Source organism: Cellulomonas sp. P4_A2 (assembly GCF_056402515.1).
The window spans coordinates 230,680-251,627 of record NZ_JBFUHG010000002.1; the positions used below are offsets into that span (position 1 = coordinate 230,680).

The following is a 20,948-nucleotide window of genomic DNA, read 5'->3' on the forward strand; positions in this document are numbered from 1 at the left end:
CGTGTCGATCGCACAACGCACCACCTCGCCCGCCGGTCCCGCAACCCGGGACCGGCGGGCAGGTCGCCCCCGCTCGCTGACCGGCCGCTGGAACCGCATCTCCTACGCCTTCGTCTCTGGGTACGTGCTCCTCGCCCTCGCGTTCGGCGTGTTCCCGACCATCTACGCCCTGCGGATGTCGTTCACCAGCGCCGAGGGAACGTTCTCGGGTGTCGACAACTTCCAGCGGGTGATCGACGACTTCCGCTTCTGGCCCGCGGTCCAGCACGTCGCGGCATTCGTCGTGATCTGGCTGTTCAGCCTGCTGATCTTCGTGACGATCCTCGCCCTGCTCGTGCACCAGATCGGCACCCGCTGGCTCAGCTCGGGCGTGCGGTTCATCTACTACATCCCCGGCGCTCTGGCAGGCGCCTCGGCGGTGGTGCTCTGGTTGTTCGTCCTGGACCCGACCGTGAGCCCCGTCTCGGGGGTCCTGCACGCCTTCGGCTTCAACAGCTTCGTGGAGACCATCTCGCCGGGGAACCTGCCGGTCATCTTCGCCGTGATGGCGTTCTGGACGGGAGCCGGCGGCTGGATCGTCGTGATGTACGGCGCCCTGAACAGCATCCCGACCGAAGTCCTCGAGGCCGCCCGCATCGACGGCGCCGGTGTGGTGCGGACCGCCCTGCACATCCAGCTGCCGATGCTGCGCAAGTGGATCTCCTACATGGCGATCATCTCGCTCGCCGCCGGCACCCAGCTGTTCGTCGAGCCCAAGGTGCTCTCGCAGGCCAGCCACGGCGTGGTGCCCAACGACTACTCGCTCAACCAGCTCGCCTACCTGTACGCGTTCAAGCAGCAGGACCTGAACGGCTCGGCCGCGATCGCGGTGATGCTGCTCGTGGTCTCCCTCTCCCTGAGCGTGTTCTTCGTCATCCGAGGAGGACTCTTTGAGCGCGACTGACGTCGCCCGCGACGCTCGCACGCCAGCCACCCGAGAGGGACGGCGTCGACAGGCCAGACTCGACAAGACTCCCGGTGCCTGGCTGGCCGACGTGGTGAAGATCCTCATCGCGGTCTTCTTCGTCCTGTTCTTCGTCATCCCGATCGTCTGGCTGCTCCTGGCCTCCAGCAAGTCACCCCACGACCTGATCACCACCGGTCCGTTCACGGCCGGGACGTTCTCCGACCTCGCGGCCAACTGGCACGCCCTGGTCACGTTCCAGAACGGCATCGTCTTCCGCTGGCTCGGGAACTCGGCCTACTACTCCCTGGCGGCCCTGGTCATCACCCTGGTCACCACGATCCCGGCCGGATACGCGCTCGCCCTGAGCAGCTTCCGCGGACGACAGCTGCTGCTCACCACGACCTTGGTGGTGATGCTCATCCCGAACACCGCACTCGTCCTGCCGATCTTCCTCGAGCTGTCCGCCGTCGGGCTGATCGGCAAACCGCTCGCAGCGATCCTGCCGTTCTCCTTCTTCCCGTTCGGCGTCTACCTGACCTACATCTACTTCTCGACGAGCGTCCCGCGCGACCTGCTCGACGCCGCCCGCATCGACGGCTGCGGCGAGCTCGCGGTCTTCCTGCGCGTCGCGATGCCCCTGGCCACACCCGTGATCGCGCTGGTCGGCTTCTTCAGCTTCGTGGCGAACTGGAACAACTTCTTCCTGCCCTTCCTCACCGTCCCCGGCCCCCGCTCCCCCATCCAGGTCGGCCTGACCGACCTGCTCTCGAACGTCCCGTCGTTCAACCCCACGTCCGCCGGCGTCACCGCCATCCAGCTGCCCACCCTCGCCGTCGCGACAGTCCTGTCCGTCCTCCCCGTCCTGCTCATCTTCCTGTTCTCCCAGCGCTTCCTCGTCGCCGGGCTCACAGCGGGAGGGACCAAGGAGTGAGCACGCAACGATTCGCCTTCGTCGTCGACCTGGTCCCCGACAAGCGCGAGGAGTACCTGCGTCTGCACGCGGACGTCTGGCCGGGCGTCGAGGCCCTGCTCTCGGCGCACCACGTGACGAACTACTCGATCTTCCTGATCGAGGACACGCTGTTCGGGTACTACGAGTACACCGGCGACGACCACGAGGCCGATCTGGCCGTCGTGGACGCCGATCCCGTCACGCGGGAGTGGCTCGCGCTCACCGGCCCCTGCCAGACACCGTTCGGACGCTCCGCCGCGCCGACGGACGGGTGGCGCCGGCTCGAGGAGCTCTGGCACCTTCCGTGAGGCACCTCCTCGATTCCCACCTGCACATGTGGGAACGGGCCAAGCACCCGCAACCCTGGCTCGACGCACAGCCGATGTCGGCGATCGATCGTGACTTCCCACCAGGCGCGGCCGTCGCGGAGCTCGCCCTCCACGGTGTCGACGGCTGCGTGGTCGTGCAGGCCGTCAACGAGTTCTCGGAGACGGTCGACCTGCTCGCGGTGGCTCATGCCACGCCGGAGATCCGCGGCGTGGTGGGTTGGCTCGATCTCACGGCCGACGTACCGGAGCAGATCCGGACGCTTCGCGGGTTGCCAGGCGGCGACCGGCTGGTCGGCGTTCGGCACGTCACCTTTGTCGAAGAGGACCCGCGCTGGCTCGCCCGGGACGACGTGCGGCGGGGGCTGTCGGATCTCGGCGACGCCGGCGTGGTGTTCGACGTGCTGATCGCCCACCACCAGCTCCCCCTGGCGGCCGACGTCGCCCGCCGCCTCCCCGGGACGAGCTTTGTCCTCGACCACGGGGGCAAGGTCCCGATGCGCAGTACCGAGCTGGTCACGTGGGCCCGGGACCTCGCCGAGCTCGCGGGCTGCCCGAACGTGGCCATGAAGGTCTCGGGGATAGTCACCGAGGACGACTGGCACGGCTGGTCGACTCCGCGGTTGCGCCCTGTGTTCGAGCATGCGTTCGCGACGTTCGGGTCGGAACGGCTGCTCTTCGGCTCCGACTGGCCGGTCGTCGAGCTCGCCGGCGGGTACGGCCGTTGGCTCACGGCCTACCTCGAGCTCACCGACGACCTGTCGCAGACCGAGCGCGACGCGATCGACGGTGTCAACGCGACCCGCGTCTACGGGCTGTGATGACGGCCCTTCCCGCCCGCCCGCTCGGCGGCACCGGTCTGCACATCTCCGAGATCGGGTTCGGCGCGTCGACGCTGGGCAACCTGCACCGGCCGATGACCGACGACGACGCCTCCCGGGCGGTCGAGCGTGCCTGGGAGCGGGGGGTGCGGTACTTCGACACCGCGCCGCACTACGGCCTGGGCCTGTCCGAGCGCCGCTTGGGAACGGTGCTGCAGGGACTCCCCCGGGACGAGTTCGTCGTGTCCACCAAGGTCGGTCGTCTCATCCGTCCGAACCCACGGCCGACGGAGCTCGACGACGACGGCTTCGTGGTGCCGGGCTCCCTGAGGCGCGAGTGGGACTTCACCGTCGAGGGCGTGCGCACCTCTGTCGAGGAGTCGCTGGATCGTCTGGGGCTCGACCGGATCGACATCGCGTATGCCCACGACCCGGACCTCGTGAGCCCGTCGGCCGGCCGGGAGGCGCTGGAGGCGCTCGCCGAGCTCCGTGCGGACGGCGTCGTGCGAGCCATCGGTGTCGGCACGAATGCGCCGGACAAGGTGCCGGGGCTCTTCACGAGCGGCCTGGCCGACGTCGCGATGGTGGCCGGCCGCTACACCCTGCTCGAGCAGGGCGGACTCGCGACCGCGCTGGAGCCCGCCCGCGCGCACGGCGTCGCGGTCGTCGTGGCGGGCGTGTTCAACTCCGGCCTCCTCAGCAGCCCATGGCCCGCGGATGACGCCCGCTACGAGTACCAGCGCGCACCGCGTGAGCTGATCGAGCGGGCGCAGGCACTGGCCCGGGTCTGCGAGGACCACGGCACGACCCTCCCGGCCGCTGCGATCGCGTTCCCTCTGCAGCACCCTGCAGTCGCGGGGGTCGTTCTGGGGATGCGTACCGTCGGGCAGGTCGACGCGAACCTGGACCGGTACTCCGAGGACGTCCCCGCGGCGCTGTGGGCCGACCTGCAGAGCCAGGGTCTTCTGGCGTCGGTGTCCTGACGTCCGACCACCCGGCTCCCCGGGCGACGTCGTACTCACCGCCACCCTCTGCCGCGGCGGCTCCCGGCTCGTGCGGATCCGACGGTCGCCGGGGTCCAGCCGCAGCATGACCTCACCGAGCGCGACGACGTCGAACCCGCCCGATCCACCCGGGCGGATGCGGTCCTGCAGCACGTCTACCTCAACGACTCCCGTGCGCGACCATCGCCGCTCCGACAAGGTCCACCGCTCCCGCGACAAGCGCCGTGAGGGCGCCGACGTCACCACGAGCGACCACGTCGCGCGGCACCATCCACGAGCCCCCCACGGCGGCGACCGCGCCGAGGGCGAGGTACTCCGCGGCGTTCCGCGGCCCGATCCCTCCGGTGGGCAGGAAGCGCAGGCCGGCGAACGGCGCGCTGAGCGCAGCGATCGCGGCGGCCCCGCCCGAGGTCTCGGCGGGGAAGAACTTGACCAGGCCGAGCCCGAGCTTCAGTGCCGCCTGCACCTCCGTCGCCGTCGCGACTCCGGGCACCGGCAGGAGTCCGCGCTCCCGTGCCCTCTCGACGACCGATCCGTCGAGCCCGGGCGACACCACGAAGGAGGCGCCGGCATCGGCCGCCGCGTCGACCTGATCGGCGTCCAGCACGGTGCCGGCACCGACGAGGAGGCCGCCGTGTCGCGACATGGTCCGTATGACGTCGAGCGCGGCCGACGTGCGCAGTGTCACCTCGGCGACCGGTAGGCCACCCGCCACGAGCGCCTCGGCCAGAGGGGCCGCACACCGTTCGTCGTCCGCGATGACGACCGGGACGAGCCGGTGGGCCGTGAGCGAGTCGACGAGGCTCATCGGCCGCTCTGGCGAGCGTCGTCCGATCGCGACTCGGGCACGAGTCGCAGGCCGGCGCGATCGGGGCGGACGTGCGGCCCATCCTTCTGGGCCCACCCGTCCAGCGGCACCGCCCGAGCGATGCGTGTCTCGTCGATCGTCGTGCCATGGCCCGGCTTGTCCCCGAGCACGATGCCACCGTCGGCGACCTCGTAGTCGACCGCCATGCCGAGCGGGGCACCGAGGTCCTGCAGCTCGGCCGAGAGGTGGTTCGGGACGGCCGCAGCAGCATGGAAGACGGGGTTCGCCGTCGATCCGACCGGGCTGATTGGCAGGTCGCGGCTGTGCGCCACCGCCGCGACACGCAGGAAGTGCGTGATCCCCCACATGCTGCCGACCTGCACGATGTCGACGGCGCCGGCGTCCAGGAGCGGCTTGAACTGCTCCAGACCGGTCAGGTTCTCTCCGGTCGCGACCCCCGCGCGAACAGCGCGACTGACCATCGCCATGCCGTCGGCGTCCCACCGACGCAACGGCTCCTCGACCCAGGACAGGTCGATCTGCTGCTCGACGGCGTGGATGTACCGGATCGCCTGCTTGCGGTTCCAGGACTCGTTGGCGTCCAACATGATGCCCGGTCGGGGCGTGTTGGCCGAGAAGATGTCGCGCACGCGCGCCAACCTGACGAGGTCGCTGTCCAGGTTCAGGCCGCCCTTCACCTTGACGCTCGTGAAACCGCGGGCGACCCACTCGCCGTACAGGTCGTCGAGCTCGTCGTCGGGGATCGCGATCTCCAGCGCCGAGGCATAGGCCGGCACGAACCGGTCGCGCGCGCCCAGGGTGCGCCACAGGGGCTCGTCGGCGATCTTCGCCTTCAGGTCCCAGAGGGCCATGTCCAGTGCACCGATGCCGCCGAACGTCGCACCCACGTGTCCGCTCTTGAACACCCGGGCCAGCATCCGGTCGTACAGCGCGACGACCGCGCGCGGGTCCTCGCCCTCGATCGCGGGAAAGACACGCTCGATGTCCGCGTGCGACCCGACGCCGATCCCCTCGAGGCCCTCGTCCGTCTCGAGGACGACCACAGGCACCTCGGTGATGCCGTCCCGGATGAAGCCGTTGACGTCTCCGACGGGGCGCCCCCAGTCCTGGAGTGTCGTCACGGTCCGGTAACCGGTGATTCTCATTCGCTCACACGTCCTCTTCCGCGCGCGGTCGGCCGCAGTGCCGCCACGAAAAGAGCATACATCACACGTCTGCTCAGTGAATACAACCGCATATACTCCCGCCATGACCGTTCCTGAATCGGCCGTCGGCGGCCCACGTATCCCGTCCATCCAGGACCGGATGCCTGCTCAGCGCCTGGGCGTGGCGGTCGTCGAGGCGCTGGTCAACGTGATCGTCACGGGACAGGTCGCGCCGGGCGAGACGCTCCCCCCGGAGGTCCCGCTCGCCAAGCAGTTCGGGGTCAGCCGGACGGTCCTGCGGGAGTCGGTCAAGCGCCTCGAGGAGAAGGGGCTCGTGTCGGTCGGTCAAGGTCGCGGGACCACGGTGCAGCCGACACGGTCGTGGAACATGATGGACCGCGTCGTCCTGACAGCGCTCATCGCGCACGACGAGACGCTCGGCGTCCTCGACGAGCTCAGCATCGTCCGGGCACGCCTGGAGGCAGCCATGGCCGCCGACACCGCTCGCGTCCGCTCGTTGGAGGAGCTCGAGACCTTGCGGCAGGCCCTCAAGTCGATGCGCGAGTCCCTCGACGATCCCACCGCATTCAGTGCGTCCGACGTGCGCTTCCACGACATCGTCATGGAGATCTCCGGCAACCGACTCGCCGAGAGCATCGCCAGGTCACTGTTCGAGCGCGCGCGCGACAGTGCGCGGTACCACGGGATGACACCGCCGTCGTTCCACGAGCAGACGCTGCGGGAGCACGAGGCCGTGTTCGCGACGATCGAGGCCCGCACCACCGAGGCGGCCGAGCACGCGATGTACTCCCACATCATCGACGCGTGGCAGCGTCGACGCCTGCCCGACCACTCCGGCACCAAGCCGCGCCGCTCGTAGGCGCCGCGTCAGGCTTCTCTTGGCCGACGCCTAGCCCGTCGACGAGTCTCGCCGCTATGCCGACCGGTGCCACACGCGAGCACGTGCGAGGCTCAGGATCATCCCCGCGGAGTGCAGGGTCGCACCCTCAGCCGCGGGCGACGGCGTCCGCAGCGAGGGTCAGATAGACGGCGGCTGTCCAGGTGTAGGCGCGATCTCTGAGCCCGGCGCCGGTCCGAGCATCGAAGTTCTCGGCGAAGCCCGAGGCTTCGCACAGCGCGCGAAAGCGGCTGCTCACCTGGTCCGCGAGCTGCACGTGACCGGAGGCGCGCAGCCCACTCTCGACGAGGGCGGTCGACGGCGCCCAGATCGGGCCGCGCCAGTACCCGTCGTCCTCGTAGTGCGGGGAGTCAACCGGTTCGGTCGCCGGGCCGAAGTCGGTCAGATGGCCTTCGACGCGTGCGGCGAGCGCGTCCCTGACGTCCGCGGGCAATCGCTGGCCCAGGACGAGCGGCAGGAGGTTGAGCAGGCTGGTTGCGGTGCTCGGCCGTCCCGACAGGGCACCGACCGCGACGAACTCCTTGCCGTTCCACAGGTCGCGCAGCAGCGCCCCCATGAGCGATGCGCTCGCCGCACGCCATCGGTCCTCCGGTAGGCCCAGCTCGTCGGACAGGTCTGCGAGCACGTCGAGCTGCAGCACGAGGAAGCCCGCAAGATCGGGCGATTCGATGACCCGGTCGACGTCGAACGTCGTCGCGTTGTCCCAGCCGCTGTCGTTGCCGTGCTGGTAGTACGGCAGCGGGTGGCCTGGCGCGCGGCGGTGGTCGAGCCAGAACCCGGTCCACCTCGCCAGCCGGCCGTGGATCTCGACGAGCTCGGCCCTCGTCAGCGGACGGTCGGTACGGCTGCGAAGCTCACGCAGCGCCCACCCGTGGATGGGGGGCTTGACGTAGTTGTAGAGCACCTCGGAGTGCGTGATCGAGTCGGGCAGTGCGCCCGTGGCGTCCTGGTGGTCGAACGGTGCCAGGAACTGGTCGAGGGCCGCGTCGGTCTCCCCGTGGGCCAGCGCCAACGCGTTGAAGCAGTGGTCCCAGCTCCACAGCTTGTCCATCCAGTGCATGGACATCAGCACCGACTCACGGGTCGCCAAGCCCTCGGGCGCCACCGTCGCAGACCACAGCACGTACGCCGCGAGCGAGGCCGCCGGGGTGTCCGCGGTCCGCCACGAAGCGATCCGGTCGACGTACTCGCCGAACGACGCGGTCACGGCAGCGACTGCGTCGAAGAACGACCCGCCGGGCGGCACGACGTCAGCCGCCGCATCGATCTCCTCGACCGTGGCCTCCCACACAGCATCGTCGCGTCCGAGCACGACGCTCCGTTCCGCCAGTCCGAGCGCCTCTCCCCCATGAACCTCGAGGTCGCCGGAGAGGGACGTCACTCGATAGCGGCGACCGGTCTCGTAGGACGTGAAGACCGCACTTCTGTCGATCGGGTCGGTGAAGAGGTACGTGCCGGTGAACGGGGTCAGTCCGCCGGCCGCGTCGACCAGCCTCAGGGCCAGACCCTCGCCACGCAGTCGTAGCGTCCTCGGTCCGACGAAGACGGCACGGACGGTGTTCCCTCCCACCCGCCACGTCAACATGGCCGGGTCCGCTGCCCACTCGACCGGCGCGGTCGTGACCGGTTCGCAGCGCAGGACCGCGTGCATTCCGTTGCGGTGCGATACCAGGTGAATCCGGTCGGACCGGGTGTGCAGTGCAACCACGGGAGACAGGTTCAGCCACGACCCGCGTACCGAGAACGGGATGTCTCGAACGTCGAATGCAGGCAGCACGAACGAGGGCGTGTGCGTCATGTGGGATCAGTCCTTCACGGCGCCGGCGGTGACACCGGCGGCGACATAGCGCTGGGCGACGATGAGCAGGAGGGCGGTCGGTATCGAGGCCACGACGGCGGTGGCCATCATCGGACCCCATTCCTGGTTCTGGGCGCCGATGTAGTCGTAGATGCCCATCGTGATCGGGCGGAGCTTCCCGCCGCCCCTGTTGAGCGTCGAGGCGAACAGGAAGTCCGACCACGCCCACAGGAAGCTGAACAGCGCGACGGTGACGGCCGCGTTGCGCGAGACGGGCATGACCACCGAGATGAACGATCGCCAGTGCGAGGCGCCGTCGATCTGCGCGGCCTGCATCAGCTCGCGTGGGATGCCCACCATGAACGCGGTGAGAAGCATGACGGCGAACGGCACCGCGACCGTGGAGTCGGCGAGGATCAGGCCCGGCACGGTGTCCAGGACGTTGAGCCGCGAGTAGATGGTGTAGAAGCCGAGCGCCATGACGACCGCCGGGATCATCTGCGCGACGATCAGCAGGAAGTTCAGCGTGCGCCGGCCCGGGACGAACAAGCGGGACAACGCGAAGGCGCTGGGTGCCGCGATGGCGAGGGTCAGGGCGACCGTGCCGAGCCCGACGACGAGGCTCGTCGCGAGGTACGGCAGCTGGTCGTGCAGGACGACGGCGTAGTGCTCGAACGTCGGGTTCTTCGGGTACAGGTAGGCCTTGCGGATGTCGGCGCGCGGCGTGAGCGAGACGTTCACCATCCAGTACACCGGGAACAGCATGAGCACGACGAGGAACGTGCCGATGGCGGTCTTCCACCAGGCGCGGCGCACGGTGTTCATCGCTCCTCCTGCCGACGCTGGGTGGCCAGGTACACGAACCCCATGAACAGGGCGACGACCAGCAGGATCGTGCCGACGACGGACGCCTGCGAGTACTGGATGACCGCGGACGACCCCTTGCCGAAGGCCATGGCGTACGCCCAGGTGGCGAGGGTCTGCGACGAGCCGGTGCCGAACGTCATGATCCAGATGATGTCGACGACCTTGAGCGTGTAGACGAAGCCCAGCAGAAGGGTGATCGCGGTGACGGGGCGCAGCAGCGGGAACGTGATGGACCAGAACTGCCGCCATTGCCCGGCGCCGTCGAGCGACGCCGCCTCGTACAGGTCGGTGGAGATGTTCTGCAGCCCGGAGTACAGGATCACCAGGTTGAACGGGATCCCGAGCCAGATGTTCGCGATCGTGACCGACATCAACGCGTGCTGGGCGTTGAGCCACCAGACGGGGTCGACGCCGAACAGGCCCAGGAAGCGGTTGAGGATGCCCGAGTCGGCGTCCATCATCCACTGCCACGTGGTGCCGGAGACGATGAGCGGAAGCAGCCAGGGCACCAGGAAGAGGGCTCGCAGCACGCCAGAGAGCGGGAACGACCGCCGGAAGAACACCGCCAGGGCCAGGCCGATCGTGTACTGGAAGAACAGCGACACCACGACGAAGATCACGGTGTGCCGGACCGTCGGCCAGAACTGCGGCGACGCGACGACCTCGCGGTAGATGTCGAGCCCGACGAACGGCGCCTTGCCGGTCACGTACGTTGCCCGGGTGAACCGGTGCAGGCTCATCGAGACGTTCTCGTAGAGCGGGTACGCGTAGAAGACCACCAGGTACACGAGCAGCGGGGCGGCGAACGCGAGGCCCGCCCAGGAGGTCGGACGCAGTCGGCGCCTGGCCGTCCGCGGTGCTCCGAGCTCGGAGAGCCGGTCCCCGAGGGTCGGATCCGCTACCCGGGGTGATGCGTGCGTGTCCAACGTCTTCACCACTCGATCGTGTGCGCATGTCGGTTTCGGTACGGTATGCCGCGGCGACCCGTCCTTGACCTGTCCGGCGTCGCCGGCGGCGTTGATCGCACCGGTCAGTGCGGTCGACAGGGCGGCCGAGGCCGCCGTGTAGTCGGCGCCGAGGTCCGTCGTGCGACCCTGGGCGCTCTCGATCGACTCCGTCCACGGCGCCCAGATCGGGTCGGCCGCGATCTGGCCGTCACGCAGCGACTTGTTCGCGGCGAAGTAGCCGAGGGCGTCGGCGGTCTTGACCTGGTTGTCCTTGCCGACGAGGCAGTCGATGACCTTCGACGCGTTGGCGTAGTGCGCCGACGCGTCGTCCTTCTGCAGCGGCGCGAGGACGAACTCGCCGCCGGTCGGCGCGGGCGCAGCGCCGCCGTCCTGACCCGGCAGGGGCATGGCCACGGCCGTGAAGTCCGTCAGCTCGGAAGCGGCCTTGGCGAACCACGAGCCGTTCTCTGCGAACGCGTACTGGCCGGTGAGGAACAGGTCCCAGGACGCGGACTGGTTGTCAGTGAGGGCCGACTTGGGCGCGTAGCCCTTGCCGATCCAGTCGGACACGAGCTGCCCCGCCGCGATCGCCTTGTCCGAGCCCAGGTCGTTCAGGTCGGCACCGGCACCCCAGAACCAGGGCAGGAACTGGAACACGCCCTCCTCGCCAGTGATGCCCGAGAAGGTGATGCCGGAGTGGCCCTTCGCCGTGACCTTCGCCAGTGCGTCGTTCAGGGTCGCCCAGTCGGTGATGCTCGCCGGGTCGACGCCCGCGTCGGCGAGGATCTCCTTGTTGTAGTAGAGGCCGAGGGTGTTGGCGCCGATCGGGACGCCGTAGGACACGCCGTCGACCGTGCCGGGGCCGGCGAGGTTGGCGTCGAACCCGGAGGTGTCGATGCCGACCTCCTCAGCGGTGGCCAGCAGACCTGACGACGCGGCGTCGGGCACGGCCGGGTTGTCCAGGATGACGACATCGGGAGCGTTGCCCTCCTTGACCGCGGACGTCAGGTTGTTCAGCAGGTCGGCCGTGGCGGCGGTCGTCCGGGTGATCGTCGTGCCCTCGGGAGCGCACGTCTGGAGGTACTTCGCCCAGTCCGAGCTGTCGTCGTTCTGCGGGTACGGGTCCCACACCTTGATGTCAGTGAGCGCATTGCCACTGCTCGAGGTGTCGGTCGAGCCGCCGCCGCCGCCGCTGCTGCACGCCGCGAGCGCGGCGACCATCGTCGCGGTGGCAGCCACGAAAGCGAGACGCTTCGTCGTTGTGGTCTTCAACACGGGTGTTCCTCTCCAAGTCCTGTTACCGGCGATCTCGCCGGCGACTGCGGGGGCGATGTCTTCGATCGGTAGGGGTGGCGGGTCGGCCGGACGCCGCTATCTCTCGCTGCGCGTGGTCGTCGAGTGCGTGTCGCAGTCGGCGCGTGAGCCACGCGGTGGGGCCTCGGTCATCGGGCGTCCTCCTTGACGGACCGGCGCATCACGTCCTTTGTGATGCAAGCGCTCGCGCGCTCATCAGGAGTCTCGGCGTCGAAGGCTCCGGTCGTCAAGCGAACCGGTTCGCCGTGATCGAATCGTTATACACCGCGCACCCTTCGCCAGCTCGTCGTCCTGCCCCGGCTGGGAGAGCACCGGGTATCGGTGCAGGTCATTTGCCTCTTTTCTTTCAGCAGTCGTCTCGGAGGCGGGCTGTGCTGCTTGTGAGGGTCCCCGGGCGGCTCCCTCGACCGCCGTGCCCTGTCGGGGACGAATGTCGGGTTGAGGCCCGCACACAGCGCACTCTCAGCGAACCGGTACGCCCCGACCGTCCGGCCGAGCCGTCGGACGCCCGGGATCGTCCGCCCCGAGCAACTTTCAGGTGCGGTCCGAAGCCGTCGCGTCGTCGACGGTCGCGCGGCACGGCTCAGAGGACACGGACGCTGCCCCGCTCGGTGATGCGAGGTGTCAGCAGCTCGTGCACGGCGCCCGAGTCGTCGGACGGAGAGGCGGCGATCCGCCGCATCAGCACAGCGACGGCGGCCTCCGCGACGCGGCCCGGGTCGGACTCGACCGACGTGTACGGCAGGGCGAGCGAGCGTCCCAGCTCAGCGGAGTGGAGGCTGACCACCGACACGTCGTCAGGCGCCGACAGCCCCGCCTCGTGCAGCGCGGCCGGCAGCAGTGCGGTCGCGGCGTCGTCGTGCACGAGCACCGCCGTGGCACGGCCGCGGTCGCGCAGGGCGCGCGCGAGCTCGTGCGGCACCTGCAACGGCTCGGTCGGGCAGTCGAACGCCACCATGCCCATGCCCAGCTCGTGGGCCGCGGCGAAGGCCGCGTCGCTGAATCGGCGGACGAATGCATGACCGGCCTCGAACATCGCGGGCGACCAGCGCGCGAACAGCACGTCGCGGTGCCCGTGCTCGTGCAGGTAGGTCACCAGCCGTCGGGCCGCCGCGGCGAAGTCCAGGTCGACCGCGTCGACGCCCCGAGAGTCGCGCGGCATGCCGAGCAGCACCGCGGGCATGTTCCTCCCCTCGAGGAACGGCAGACGCGGGTCGTCGTCGATGATGTTGAGCAGGATCAGCCCGTCCACCTGGTGCGCGCTCGTCACGCGCTTGATGGCCGCGACCCCGTCCGCTTCCGTGAGGAGCTGGACGTCGTAGCCGAAGCCGCGCGCGACGTCGGAGACCGCGAACACGAACGGCGCGAGCGCGGGACTGAACTCGAGCCCGTGCAGCTGGACGACGACCCCGATCACCATCGTCCGCGAGGTCGCCAACGCACGAGCGCCGGAGTTCACGGTGAAGTTCAGCTTCTCGATCGCCTGCTCGATCCGCGCCCGCGTGTCCGGCGTCACGAACTTGCGACCGGTCAGGACCGACGACACGGTGCTGCGGGACACGCCGGCCTCGCGTGCCACGTCGCCGATCGTCGCCATCTGCCTCTCCCTAGCCGTCGCGAACAGGGGCGACGAGCGGTCTTACCTTAGGGTGCCGTGCCGGGCCGCGTCGTCGCGCGACACCCGGTCCGCGTTGCCCGCCGTCAGACCGACCTGTCGCTCCGGCGCGGATACCACATCATCGACAACGAATGGCGTCATGGAGTCCTCTCGACCTGGAGCGCATCGCGACGCGCCTCTTCGCGAGCGCCCTCGAGCAGCCGGTCGAGACGTCGCTTCGAATGGCGCCGCTGCATGAGGACGGCGACGACGATCAGGGCGATGCCGACGAGCAGGATCGCTTGCGGCCACGGCACCGCCACCGCCGTCGTCGCGGTGCTGATCGATGCGAGCCCGGGAGCCACGCCGCTCACGACGACCACTTCCGGGGCGACACGTGTCGAAACCGGTACCAGGACCGACGGCCAGACGTCGGCGACCGTCACCGAGAAGTGCCGACTGTCCCCCACGAGCAGCTCCTGTGGTTCGTCCTTGGGTGGGAACGCTCCTGTGTGACCACCGGCGGTGGCCTGTCCGGTCACCCGCAGCCGAGTGTTCCCGGTGTTGACGACGTCGAACTCGATGGTGAGGTCGCCAGGTGCGAACGGGTTCCACGAGGGGTGGTAGGAGGTCGTGAGGTTCTCCGTCTTCGCCCCCGGCACCAAGTCGCCGGTCACCCTGGTCATGACACGAAAGCCCACGCGGCTCTCGATGCCGACACTGGCGCCGCTCTTGCCGGTCGACGTCGACATGATCGACGCGGCAACTCCCGCAGCGTGATCGCCTGGCTCCGCGTTCGGCGGCACGGTGATCGTGAACGGCACGACGACGGTCTGACCGGCAGGCACCGTGACCGAGTCGGCGATGGCGATCCACGTGCCTGCGCCGGTCGACTTCGTGTCGGGCGGCAGGATGTTGAAGCGGCCGTTCTGGTTGAAGACTCCGTCTGCCGCGGCGAGGCCGAAGTCGACCTGATGATCGCTGAAGTTGCGCACCGCGAGATGCTCCACGGCGCTCGCCCCTGGGTCCAGGGTGTCCTCGATCCAGGGACGCCCGTCCGGGCCGGCCTCGTCGGCAGGTTGCACCGACCAGGTGACCGCCGAGTCGCTGTCATCCGCGGCGGCGGCAGGCACGGCGGTCGGCACGATCAGCTGCCACCCGAGGAATGCAGCAGTCGCCGCCTGCGCAAGGGTGCGCAAGCGGCCGGACCGAACACGATGGGGAAACACGGTCTACCTCCTCAGCAGGTGCGGGACGGGACAGTGGGGCCCAGCGACCCCACCGCCCCGCCCGCGAACCGGCTACTCGAACAGCGAGAGCGTGAGCACCGACGTGTAGGTGCCGGCCGAGGTGTCCACGGGCACCTTCAGGAACAGGTCGGCATTTGCGGTCCACGAGCCCGCGGTGGCCTGCGCCGTTGCGGAGTCGGGATTCGTCAGCGCGAGCAGCTCAGGGCCTGCCGCGCCTTCGAGGCCGACGTTGTTGGGACCGGGATCTAGGACGGTGTCGACCTGCGGGCCGGCGATGACGTCGTTGGTGGTGCCGGGATCGACCACGCTCGGCGTCCATCCCAGGTTGGCGGCGGAGATGTCGGGCTGGCCGCCGCCGCCGGCTGCGACGAAGTCGGACGCCTGGCCGAGAACGGCCCATGCAGCGCCCGCCGGAATCGTGGTGCGGGTGTCGGTCACCGTGACCGACGGCAGGGTGCCGAAGAACTGACGCTGGGTCAGGTCGGACGACGTGCCCTCGGTCAGCGTCGTCGTGTTGGCAGCGACGGTCATCGCGAGAGTGCCGGGAACCGTCAACGGGTCGATCGTGACGTTGACGTCGACGTCGTCCGACCCCTGCTCTGAATCGGCGAAGGCTGCGCCCGCAACTCCCCCCAGCATCAGTACTCCGCTGACGGCCACCAGCGCGACTCGCGCCGCCATGGGATTGGTCCTCTTCATCGAGTTCTCCATTCGGTGGACGGCGTCATCCGCCGCCCCATGTCTAGACCGGCCGTTGGGGCCGGTGTGGTGCCTTCGCGGTGGCCCGTGACCTGGCTGTCAGGGCACGGGCCGCCAGCCTGGTGGTCAGGGCCTTGCTGACGCTCGAGCCAGCAACCATCGACCCGAACGATGCGGTGCCGTACGGGGTCACCGTCGTCACCGTCGCGGAGCCCTGGTCCTGGTTGTTCGCCGTGACCGTCACGACGACCTTGCCCGCCACGCAGCGGGTGGCAGCCGTGACGACGACCTGAGGCCCGGGTGGAACCGGTGCGTGAAGCACCAGGTGGTCCAGGTTGAACCAGCCGTTGTCGCCGGCGTTCTTGACGATCGACACGCTGTTGGTACCGGCCGCCAGGTTCACGGTCACCGTCGAGACGGCCCACGTGTTCCAGTTGGTGGTCGGGGGCAGCGAGATCTGCTGCGACGAGCCGTTGGCGGTCAGCGTCGCCGTGCGGTTGGCATTCGCCGCGGGACCGTCGTGACCGGCTGCATAGCGCAGGTCCAGCGTGTAGGTGCCGGCCGATGCGACGGAGAACTTCTGCGTGACGCTGCGCCCCGACGCTGTCGTGTCGTAGCAGGCCACGAAGCCGCTGCCGGTGAAACCGGTGTGGTTCGTGGCGTAGCAGGCGCCACCGGCGAGCGTGCCGTCCTCAGCCTCGCAGTTCATCTCCGTCACGCACGTGCTGACGATGTCGACGGAGTTGCTGATCGTCTTCGGCGCACCGTCCACGACCAGGTTTGCGGTCCCGACCAGGCGGTATGCCATCGTCGGGGCCGACGCGGGGAGAGCGACGTGGAACGTTGCGATCGTCGATTCACCCGGGGCCAGCTGGTCGACCGTGGGGCACGTGGCACCACCGCCAGCACACGTGATGACGATCCCAGCCGTCTTGGTGGGGTCGCTCGCGGTGATGCCGAGCGAGGTCGCCACCTGGGAGGCCGACACGCCACCGCTGTTGGTGATCGTCACGGGCACGTCGTACGCCTGCCCCGGAACGAGCGCGGCAGGCGCAGCGATGGACACCGTCTGCGGGCCGGCCCAGGACAGGTAGATGGAGGCAGCATCGTGGGTACCGAGGAAGTTCGCCGGCACCGTGACGGACCCGTCAGCGGCGACCGGCAGGTCCCCCGCGAACTGCACGACGGGCGCGTACAGGACGCCCTGGGGAATCCCGTACACGGTGGCGTGAACCATGCCGTTCTTCACCAGGTAGGGCGTCGAGTCCAGACCGGTGAACTTCACGTTCGCCGATCCGGTGAACGCGTTGATGTCTCCGAGCAATGCGACCGCCTGCTGCTTGGTGTCGTCCTTGGCGGCCGAGATGGACATCGTGTCGACCTCGTTGGAGGTCTGCACCAGCGAACCGGTCATGTCCGCACCGGTCTTCTCCGCCCACCAGTTGCCCGTGGGCGCCCAGCCGGTCTGCGCGTTCGTCAGGAGACCGGTCAGGTTGGGGATCATGCAGCAGTTCCAGTTGCCGCGCATGGCCGTCGTGTAGCTCGACTGCGCCAGGCGGTTGACGTACCACGCGGTGTTGTCGGCCGTCTGGTGCCCGGCACCCTGGTACTCGTTGGACGACAACGGCCGCTGGCTGATCCCAGCCGCCGTCATGGCGTCGCGGATCGACTGCCCGACGACCACCGGGTCGTCGACGCCCTCCGGCACGCCGCCCTCGCCCTCGTTGTGGTTCGACACCCAGTCCGGCACCGTGTCGGCGGCCTTGACGTGCGCGAAGAACGACGTCCACTGCGACGCGCGACGCTGCGGCGTGTACGCGAACGACGGGCCGACGATGAGCTTGCCCGGCGCAACCTGGCGGAGCGTCGAGTAGGCGACGTCCCACATCTGGAAGTACTGCGGGGTGTTCACCCCGGGGGCCCAGAAGATCGACAGGTCCGGCTCGTTGAAGATGTCGTAGGAGAAGGTGATCCCCGATGCCTCGAGTTGCGTGACCGTCTGGGTGATGAACTGGACCCAGTTGGTGCAGTCGCCGTTGTTGCACGGCCACTGCGAGTTCGCGGGTGCGCCACCGGTCGAGCCCCACAAGTCACTGAGGATGACCTCGTAGTGGAAGCCGGCCGGGTTGCTCGAGGCCGCCTTGAGCCTCGTCGCCTGCGCGATGATCGAGTCGATCTCGGACTGGGTCTTCGGTCCGAGGGCGTAGTTGTCCCCTCTCCAGCCGCCCGCGAACCAACCGCCCCCGCGGAACGAGTTGAGGTTGAGGGGCTTGACGTAGTCGTCGCTGGGCTGCGACCCGTCTTGGGTGATCCCGTACAGGAGGCCCTGCGCGACCCCGATCGACGGACCTGTGGTCGTGGCCAGATCGACCGAGAGCTCCTTGGTCGGCCCGGTTGCGGCTGAGCTCGACGTGGCAAAGCCCATCATGCTCAGGCCGACGGCGGCGGCCGCGGCACTCGCGATGGCCCAGCGGAGCCGTCCGCTTCGCGTGGCACTCATCGAACGATCACCGCCTTGTTCTTGTCCAGCTGTCGTTCTGCACACATGTCATGCTCCTTTGCACTTGTTTCTTCTGACGACCGGCGGAGAATTGACGTCAAAGCAATCCAACCGATCGAGCTCTCGTGCGGCCCGGCCGCTGAGGTGGCACAATCGCGCGGCCCGCAATCGACCGGGCGGATCGCATATCGCCGCGATTCCGCGTTGCGCAGCGGCCTGGGAAACCGCCGCGAGCGGCGGAGGCCAGGACCACTCACCCGGGCCAGTGCCCCGTGTCGCTGGTGGCCGACGGATGGCGTGGCGGGTCGGCATGCCACGACCTGCGAGATGCGTCTTCACAGCGATTCCTCTCTGAACGTGTGAGGCCAGTCATATTCGGTTATCGAACCGGTTCGCTCGAGGGCGTCAAAAGAGGCCGCTTCTCGATCCCGGATTAGGCCGTACTGCCGCGATCCGTCAGCTCCGGCGCGATCAGGTTCAGGACCGGCGGCGCATATCCGGGATCGACGATTCGTCGAACCAGGTGCTGCACGGCTTCGCGACCCACCCGGTCGGGAGACGTCTCCACGGCCGTGTACGGCAGGAGGAAGGTGCGTCCGAAATCACGCGAGTAGAGGCTCACGACCGACAGGTCATCGGGCACCTGCACGTTCCTCTGACGGAGCACGGCCGGCAGCGCGGCGATCGACGCATCGTTGTGCACGATCAGCGCGGTCGCCTCGGGACGCTCGTCGAGAATCGCGTTGAGACTGCGTTCGATCGCAGGCTCCTGCGACTCGCCGTAGTAGGCGGAGACGTTGAGGTCGTAGCTTGCCGCCCGCTCTAGCGCAGCATCGCGGAAGCGCCACGCGTAGGCTCCGCCGCGTTCGAACACGTGTCGGGGCGGTGACACCAGAACGATGTCCCGGTGGCCGAGTCCATAGAGATGGTCGACCAGGAGCCAGGCCGAGGCGCGGAAGTCCAGGTCGAAGACGTCAAGCTCGGCCCAGTCGCGCGGCAGCCCGAGCAGAGCACCTGGTTGCGGCGCAGCGCGCAGAGCATCGAGGCGAGGGTCATCGTGGGCGACGTCGAGCAGGACCAGCCCGTCCACCATGTTCGAGGACGTCACGCGCCGAATGGCCGCCGGGCCGTCCACATCGGTCATCAGGAGGGTGTCGTAGCCGCTCGCGCGTGCCGCGTTGGTCACCGCCAGGATGTACTGCAGCATCGCGGGGGGGAACTCGTCCTCGTGGAACTGCAGGAGCAGGCCGATCACCATCGTCTGCGCAGTCTTCAGCGCTCGCGCACCGGCGTTGACCGTGAAGCCGAGCCGGAGGATCGCGTCGTCGATGCGTGCACGCGTCTCGCGAGAGATCGGGCGATTGCCCGACAGTGCGTACGAGACGGTGCTGCGAGAGACACCTGCCTCCCGCGCCACGTCATGGATCGTCGCCACGCCCGCGTGCCTTCCGATAGTCCGTCGAACCGGTTCGCCGTCGAACCGGTTCGATCAACCTAGCGTGTCCGGGTTTCGCCCGCAATGGCTCCGATCGTCCGAGTTTCGGACGCCTCCGCCCGGCCGCTCCAGCCGTGCGGTCGACGAGGCAGCGGCGGTTGGCGGCCTCGCTCCTGCGGGCCTGCACGAAGCGGACGACCTTGCTGGATCCTCGGTGCTCGGACCGCCTGGCCGGCGGGGCGTCGCAGCTCGGCAGGACCCTGGTGGCCCGCAGACAATGTCGCATTGTCGACGTCGATCTCGAGTTCAGCGCATTCATTGTCGGCGGTCGAGATCGTGATCTGGAAATCCGGCCGGAACTAGCCACCACATGCCTCGGGGGGTTGCGACGACGCACGACTTCTTCCTGTCCGGCGAGGACCGGCCCGACGCCGTCACCAAGGGCGCGCTCAGCGGTCGACGCGGGCGCCGCCGCCGCCTGCGAGCTTGAGCACCTCCGCCTTCGAGGCCATGGTGGTGTCGCCTGGGGTGGTCATCGCCAGGGCGCCGTGCGCTGCGCCGTACTCGACGGCGGTGTGCAGGCTCTGGCCGTCCAGCAGGCCGTAGACGAGTCCCGACGCGAAGGAGTCACCGCCGCCGACGCGGTCGAGGATCTCCAGGCCGGCGCGCCGCGTGGCTTCCACGAAGCCCGTCTCCGGAGACCAGGCGATCGCTCCCCAGTCGTTGACCGTCGCGGTGCGGACCATGCGTAGCGTCGTCGCGATGACCTGGAAGTTCGGGAACTCGCCCGCGACACGGTCGATCATCGAGGCGAACGAGTCGACGTCGATCGCCGAGATGTTCTCGTCGACGCCTTCGACCTCGAAACCCAGGGCCGCGGTGAAGTCCTCCTCGTTGCCGATCATCACGTCGACCTGGCGGGCGATCTCCCGGTTGACCTCCTGGGCCCGCTCCGGGCCGCCGATCGCCTTCCAGAGGCTCGGGCGGTAGTTCAGGTCGTAGGAGACGACGGTGCCGTGCCTCTTGGCAGCGGTCACCGCGGCGATCACGGTCCGGGCTGCGGTCTCGGATAGGGCGGCGTAGATGCCGCCCGTGTGCAGCCAGCGCACGCCGAGCTCGCCGAACAGGTGGTCCCAGTCGACGTCGTGGGGGCCGAGCTGGCTCGCGGCGGTGTTCCCACGGTCGGACACACCGACCGCGCCGCGCACGCCGAAGCCGCGCTCGGTGAAGTTGAGCCCGTTGCGGACCGTGCGGCCGATGCCGTCGTAGGGCATCCACCGGATCAACGACGTGTCGACGCCGCCCTGCAGGATGAAGTCCTCCACGAGGCGCCCGACCTCGTTGTCCGCCAGCGCCGTCACCACCGCGGTGCGCAGTCCGAAGGCGCGACGAAGGCCCCGCGCGACGTTGTACTCGCCACCGCCCTCCCACGCGCGGAACTGGCGGGCGGTGCGGATCCGGCCCTCGCCCGGGTCTAGCCGGAGCATGACTTCGCCGAGCGAGACGGCGTCGTAGCGGACGTCGGCCGCAGCACGCAGGTCCAGGGGCATGGTGACTTCTCCTCGATCGATCGGTTGAACAGCTGGTTCAGGGACGAAG

At 69.0% G+C, this 20,948-nt stretch carries 17 protein-coding genes; 6 read left to right on the top strand and 11 right to left on the bottom strand.

The window, feature by feature from the left end; all coding sequences use genetic code 11:
• The first annotated feature begins 1 nt into the window (after position 1).
• The 5 genes from AC1DUE_RS03805 (at position 2) to AC1DUE_RS03825 (ending at position 4,028) form a co-directional block, all read left to right on the top strand.
• Entirely contained in the window at positions 2 to 943 is a 942-nt protein-coding gene (locus AC1DUE_RS03805; protein ID WP_477038060.1) for a carbohydrate ABC transporter permease, read from the top strand.
• Between the two features lie 91 nt (positions 944 to 1,034).
• Entirely contained in the window at positions 1,035 to 1,877 is an 843-nt protein-coding gene (locus tag AC1DUE_RS03810) for a carbohydrate ABC transporter permease (RefSeq protein WP_477038061.1), read from the top strand.
• A complete protein-coding gene (locus AC1DUE_RS03815; protein WP_477038062.1) occupies positions 1,874 to 2,206 on the top strand; it encodes an L-rhamnose mutarotase in 333 nt (110 codons plus the stop codon). The genes AC1DUE_RS03810 and AC1DUE_RS03815 overlap by 4 nt, the downstream gene beginning before the upstream one ends.
• Positions 2,203 to 3,045, top strand: coding sequence for an amidohydrolase family protein (locus AC1DUE_RS03820; protein WP_477038063.1), 843 nt, complete (start codon positions 2,203 to 2,205; stop codon positions 3,043 to 3,045). Before AC1DUE_RS03815 ends, AC1DUE_RS03820 begins: the two co-directional genes overlap by 4 nt.
• On the top strand, positions 3,045 to 4,028 hold the full coding sequence (locus AC1DUE_RS03825) for an aldo/keto reductase (protein WP_477038064.1): 984 nt from the start codon (positions 3,045 to 3,047) through the stop codon (positions 4,026 to 4,028). The genes AC1DUE_RS03820 and AC1DUE_RS03825 overlap by 1 nt, the downstream gene beginning before the upstream one ends.
• Positions 4,029 to 4,209: 181 nt before the next feature.
• Here AC1DUE_RS03825 and AC1DUE_RS03830 read toward each other — a convergent pair whose 3' ends face one another.
• Positions 4,210 to 4,857, bottom strand: a complete 648-nt coding sequence (locus tag AC1DUE_RS03830; protein ID WP_477038065.1) for a bifunctional 4-hydroxy-2-oxoglutarate aldolase/2-dehydro-3-deoxy-phosphogluconate aldolase — start codon at positions 4,855 to 4,857, stop codon at positions 4,210 to 4,212.
• Positions 4,854 to 5,999 (bottom strand): mandelate racemase/muconate lactonizing enzyme family protein, encoded by a 1,146-nt coding sequence (locus AC1DUE_RS03835; protein ID WP_477038066.1) that lies wholly within the window; start codon positions 5,997 to 5,999, stop codon positions 4,854 to 4,856. The genes AC1DUE_RS03830 and AC1DUE_RS03835 overlap by 4 nt, the downstream gene beginning before the upstream one ends.
• Positions 6,000 to 6,126: 127 nt before the next feature.
• On the opposite strand from AC1DUE_RS03835, the gene AC1DUE_RS03840 reads away from it, so the two are divergent.
• Positions 6,127 to 6,903 carry a FadR/GntR family transcriptional regulator gene (locus AC1DUE_RS03840; protein WP_477038067.1) on the top strand — a complete coding sequence of 259 codons (777 nt, stop codon included), beginning with the start codon at positions 6,127 to 6,129 and terminating at the stop codon, positions 6,901 to 6,903.
• 127 nt (positions 6,904 to 7,030) lie between these two features.
• On the opposite strand, the gene AC1DUE_RS03845 is transcribed toward AC1DUE_RS03840, so the two are convergent.
• The 9 genes from AC1DUE_RS03845 to AC1DUE_RS03885 form a co-directional block, all read right to left on the bottom strand.
• Positions 7,031 to 8,527, bottom strand: a complete 1,497-nt coding sequence (locus AC1DUE_RS03845; RefSeq protein WP_477038068.1) for an amylo-alpha-1,6-glucosidase — start codon at positions 8,525 to 8,527, stop codon at positions 7,031 to 7,033.
• Between the two features lie 219 nt (positions 8,528 to 8,746).
• A complete protein-coding gene (locus tag AC1DUE_RS03850; protein ID WP_477038069.1) occupies positions 8,747 to 9,565 on the bottom strand; it encodes a carbohydrate ABC transporter permease in 819 nt (272 codons plus the stop codon).
• Entirely contained in the window at positions 9,562 to 11,829 is a 2,268-nt protein-coding gene (locus AC1DUE_RS03855) for an extracellular solute-binding protein (RefSeq protein WP_477038070.1), read from the bottom strand. Before AC1DUE_RS03855 ends, AC1DUE_RS03850 begins: the two co-directional genes overlap by 4 nt.
• A 622-nt stretch (positions 11,830 to 12,451) precedes the next feature.
• Positions 12,452 to 13,492 (bottom strand): LacI family DNA-binding transcriptional regulator, encoded by a 1,041-nt coding sequence (locus AC1DUE_RS03860; RefSeq protein WP_477038100.1) that lies wholly within the window; start codon positions 13,490 to 13,492, stop codon positions 12,452 to 12,454.
• 131 nt (positions 13,493 to 13,623) lie between these two features.
• Positions 13,624 to 14,664, bottom strand: coding sequence for a hypothetical protein (locus tag AC1DUE_RS03865; protein ID WP_477038071.1), 1,041 nt, complete (start codon positions 14,662 to 14,664; stop codon positions 13,624 to 13,626).
• Positions 14,665 to 14,766: 102 nt separating this feature from the next.
• Entirely contained in the window at positions 14,767 to 15,414 is a 648-nt protein-coding gene (locus AC1DUE_RS03870; protein ID WP_477038072.1) for a hypothetical protein, read from the bottom strand.
• A 43-nt stretch (positions 15,415 to 15,457) separates the two neighbouring features.
• Positions 15,458 to 17,914 carry a CBM35 domain-containing protein gene (locus AC1DUE_RS03875; protein ID WP_477038073.1) on the bottom strand — a complete coding sequence of 819 codons (2,457 nt, stop codon included), beginning with the start codon at positions 17,912 to 17,914 and terminating at the stop codon, positions 15,458 to 15,460.
• 433 nt (positions 17,915 to 18,347) lie between these two features.
• The gene (locus tag AC1DUE_RS03880) at positions 18,348 to 19,349 is read right to left on the bottom strand and encodes a LacI family DNA-binding transcriptional regulator (protein WP_477038074.1); all 1,002 of its coding nucleotides are present in this window, start codon (positions 19,347 to 19,349) and stop codon (positions 18,348 to 18,350) included.
• 449 nt (positions 19,350 to 19,798) lie between these two features.
• A complete protein-coding gene (locus tag AC1DUE_RS03885; RefSeq protein WP_477038075.1) occupies positions 19,799 to 20,899 on the bottom strand; it encodes a sugar kinase in 1,101 nt (366 codons plus the stop codon).
• Between the last annotated feature and the right edge of the window lie 49 nt (positions 20,900 to 20,948).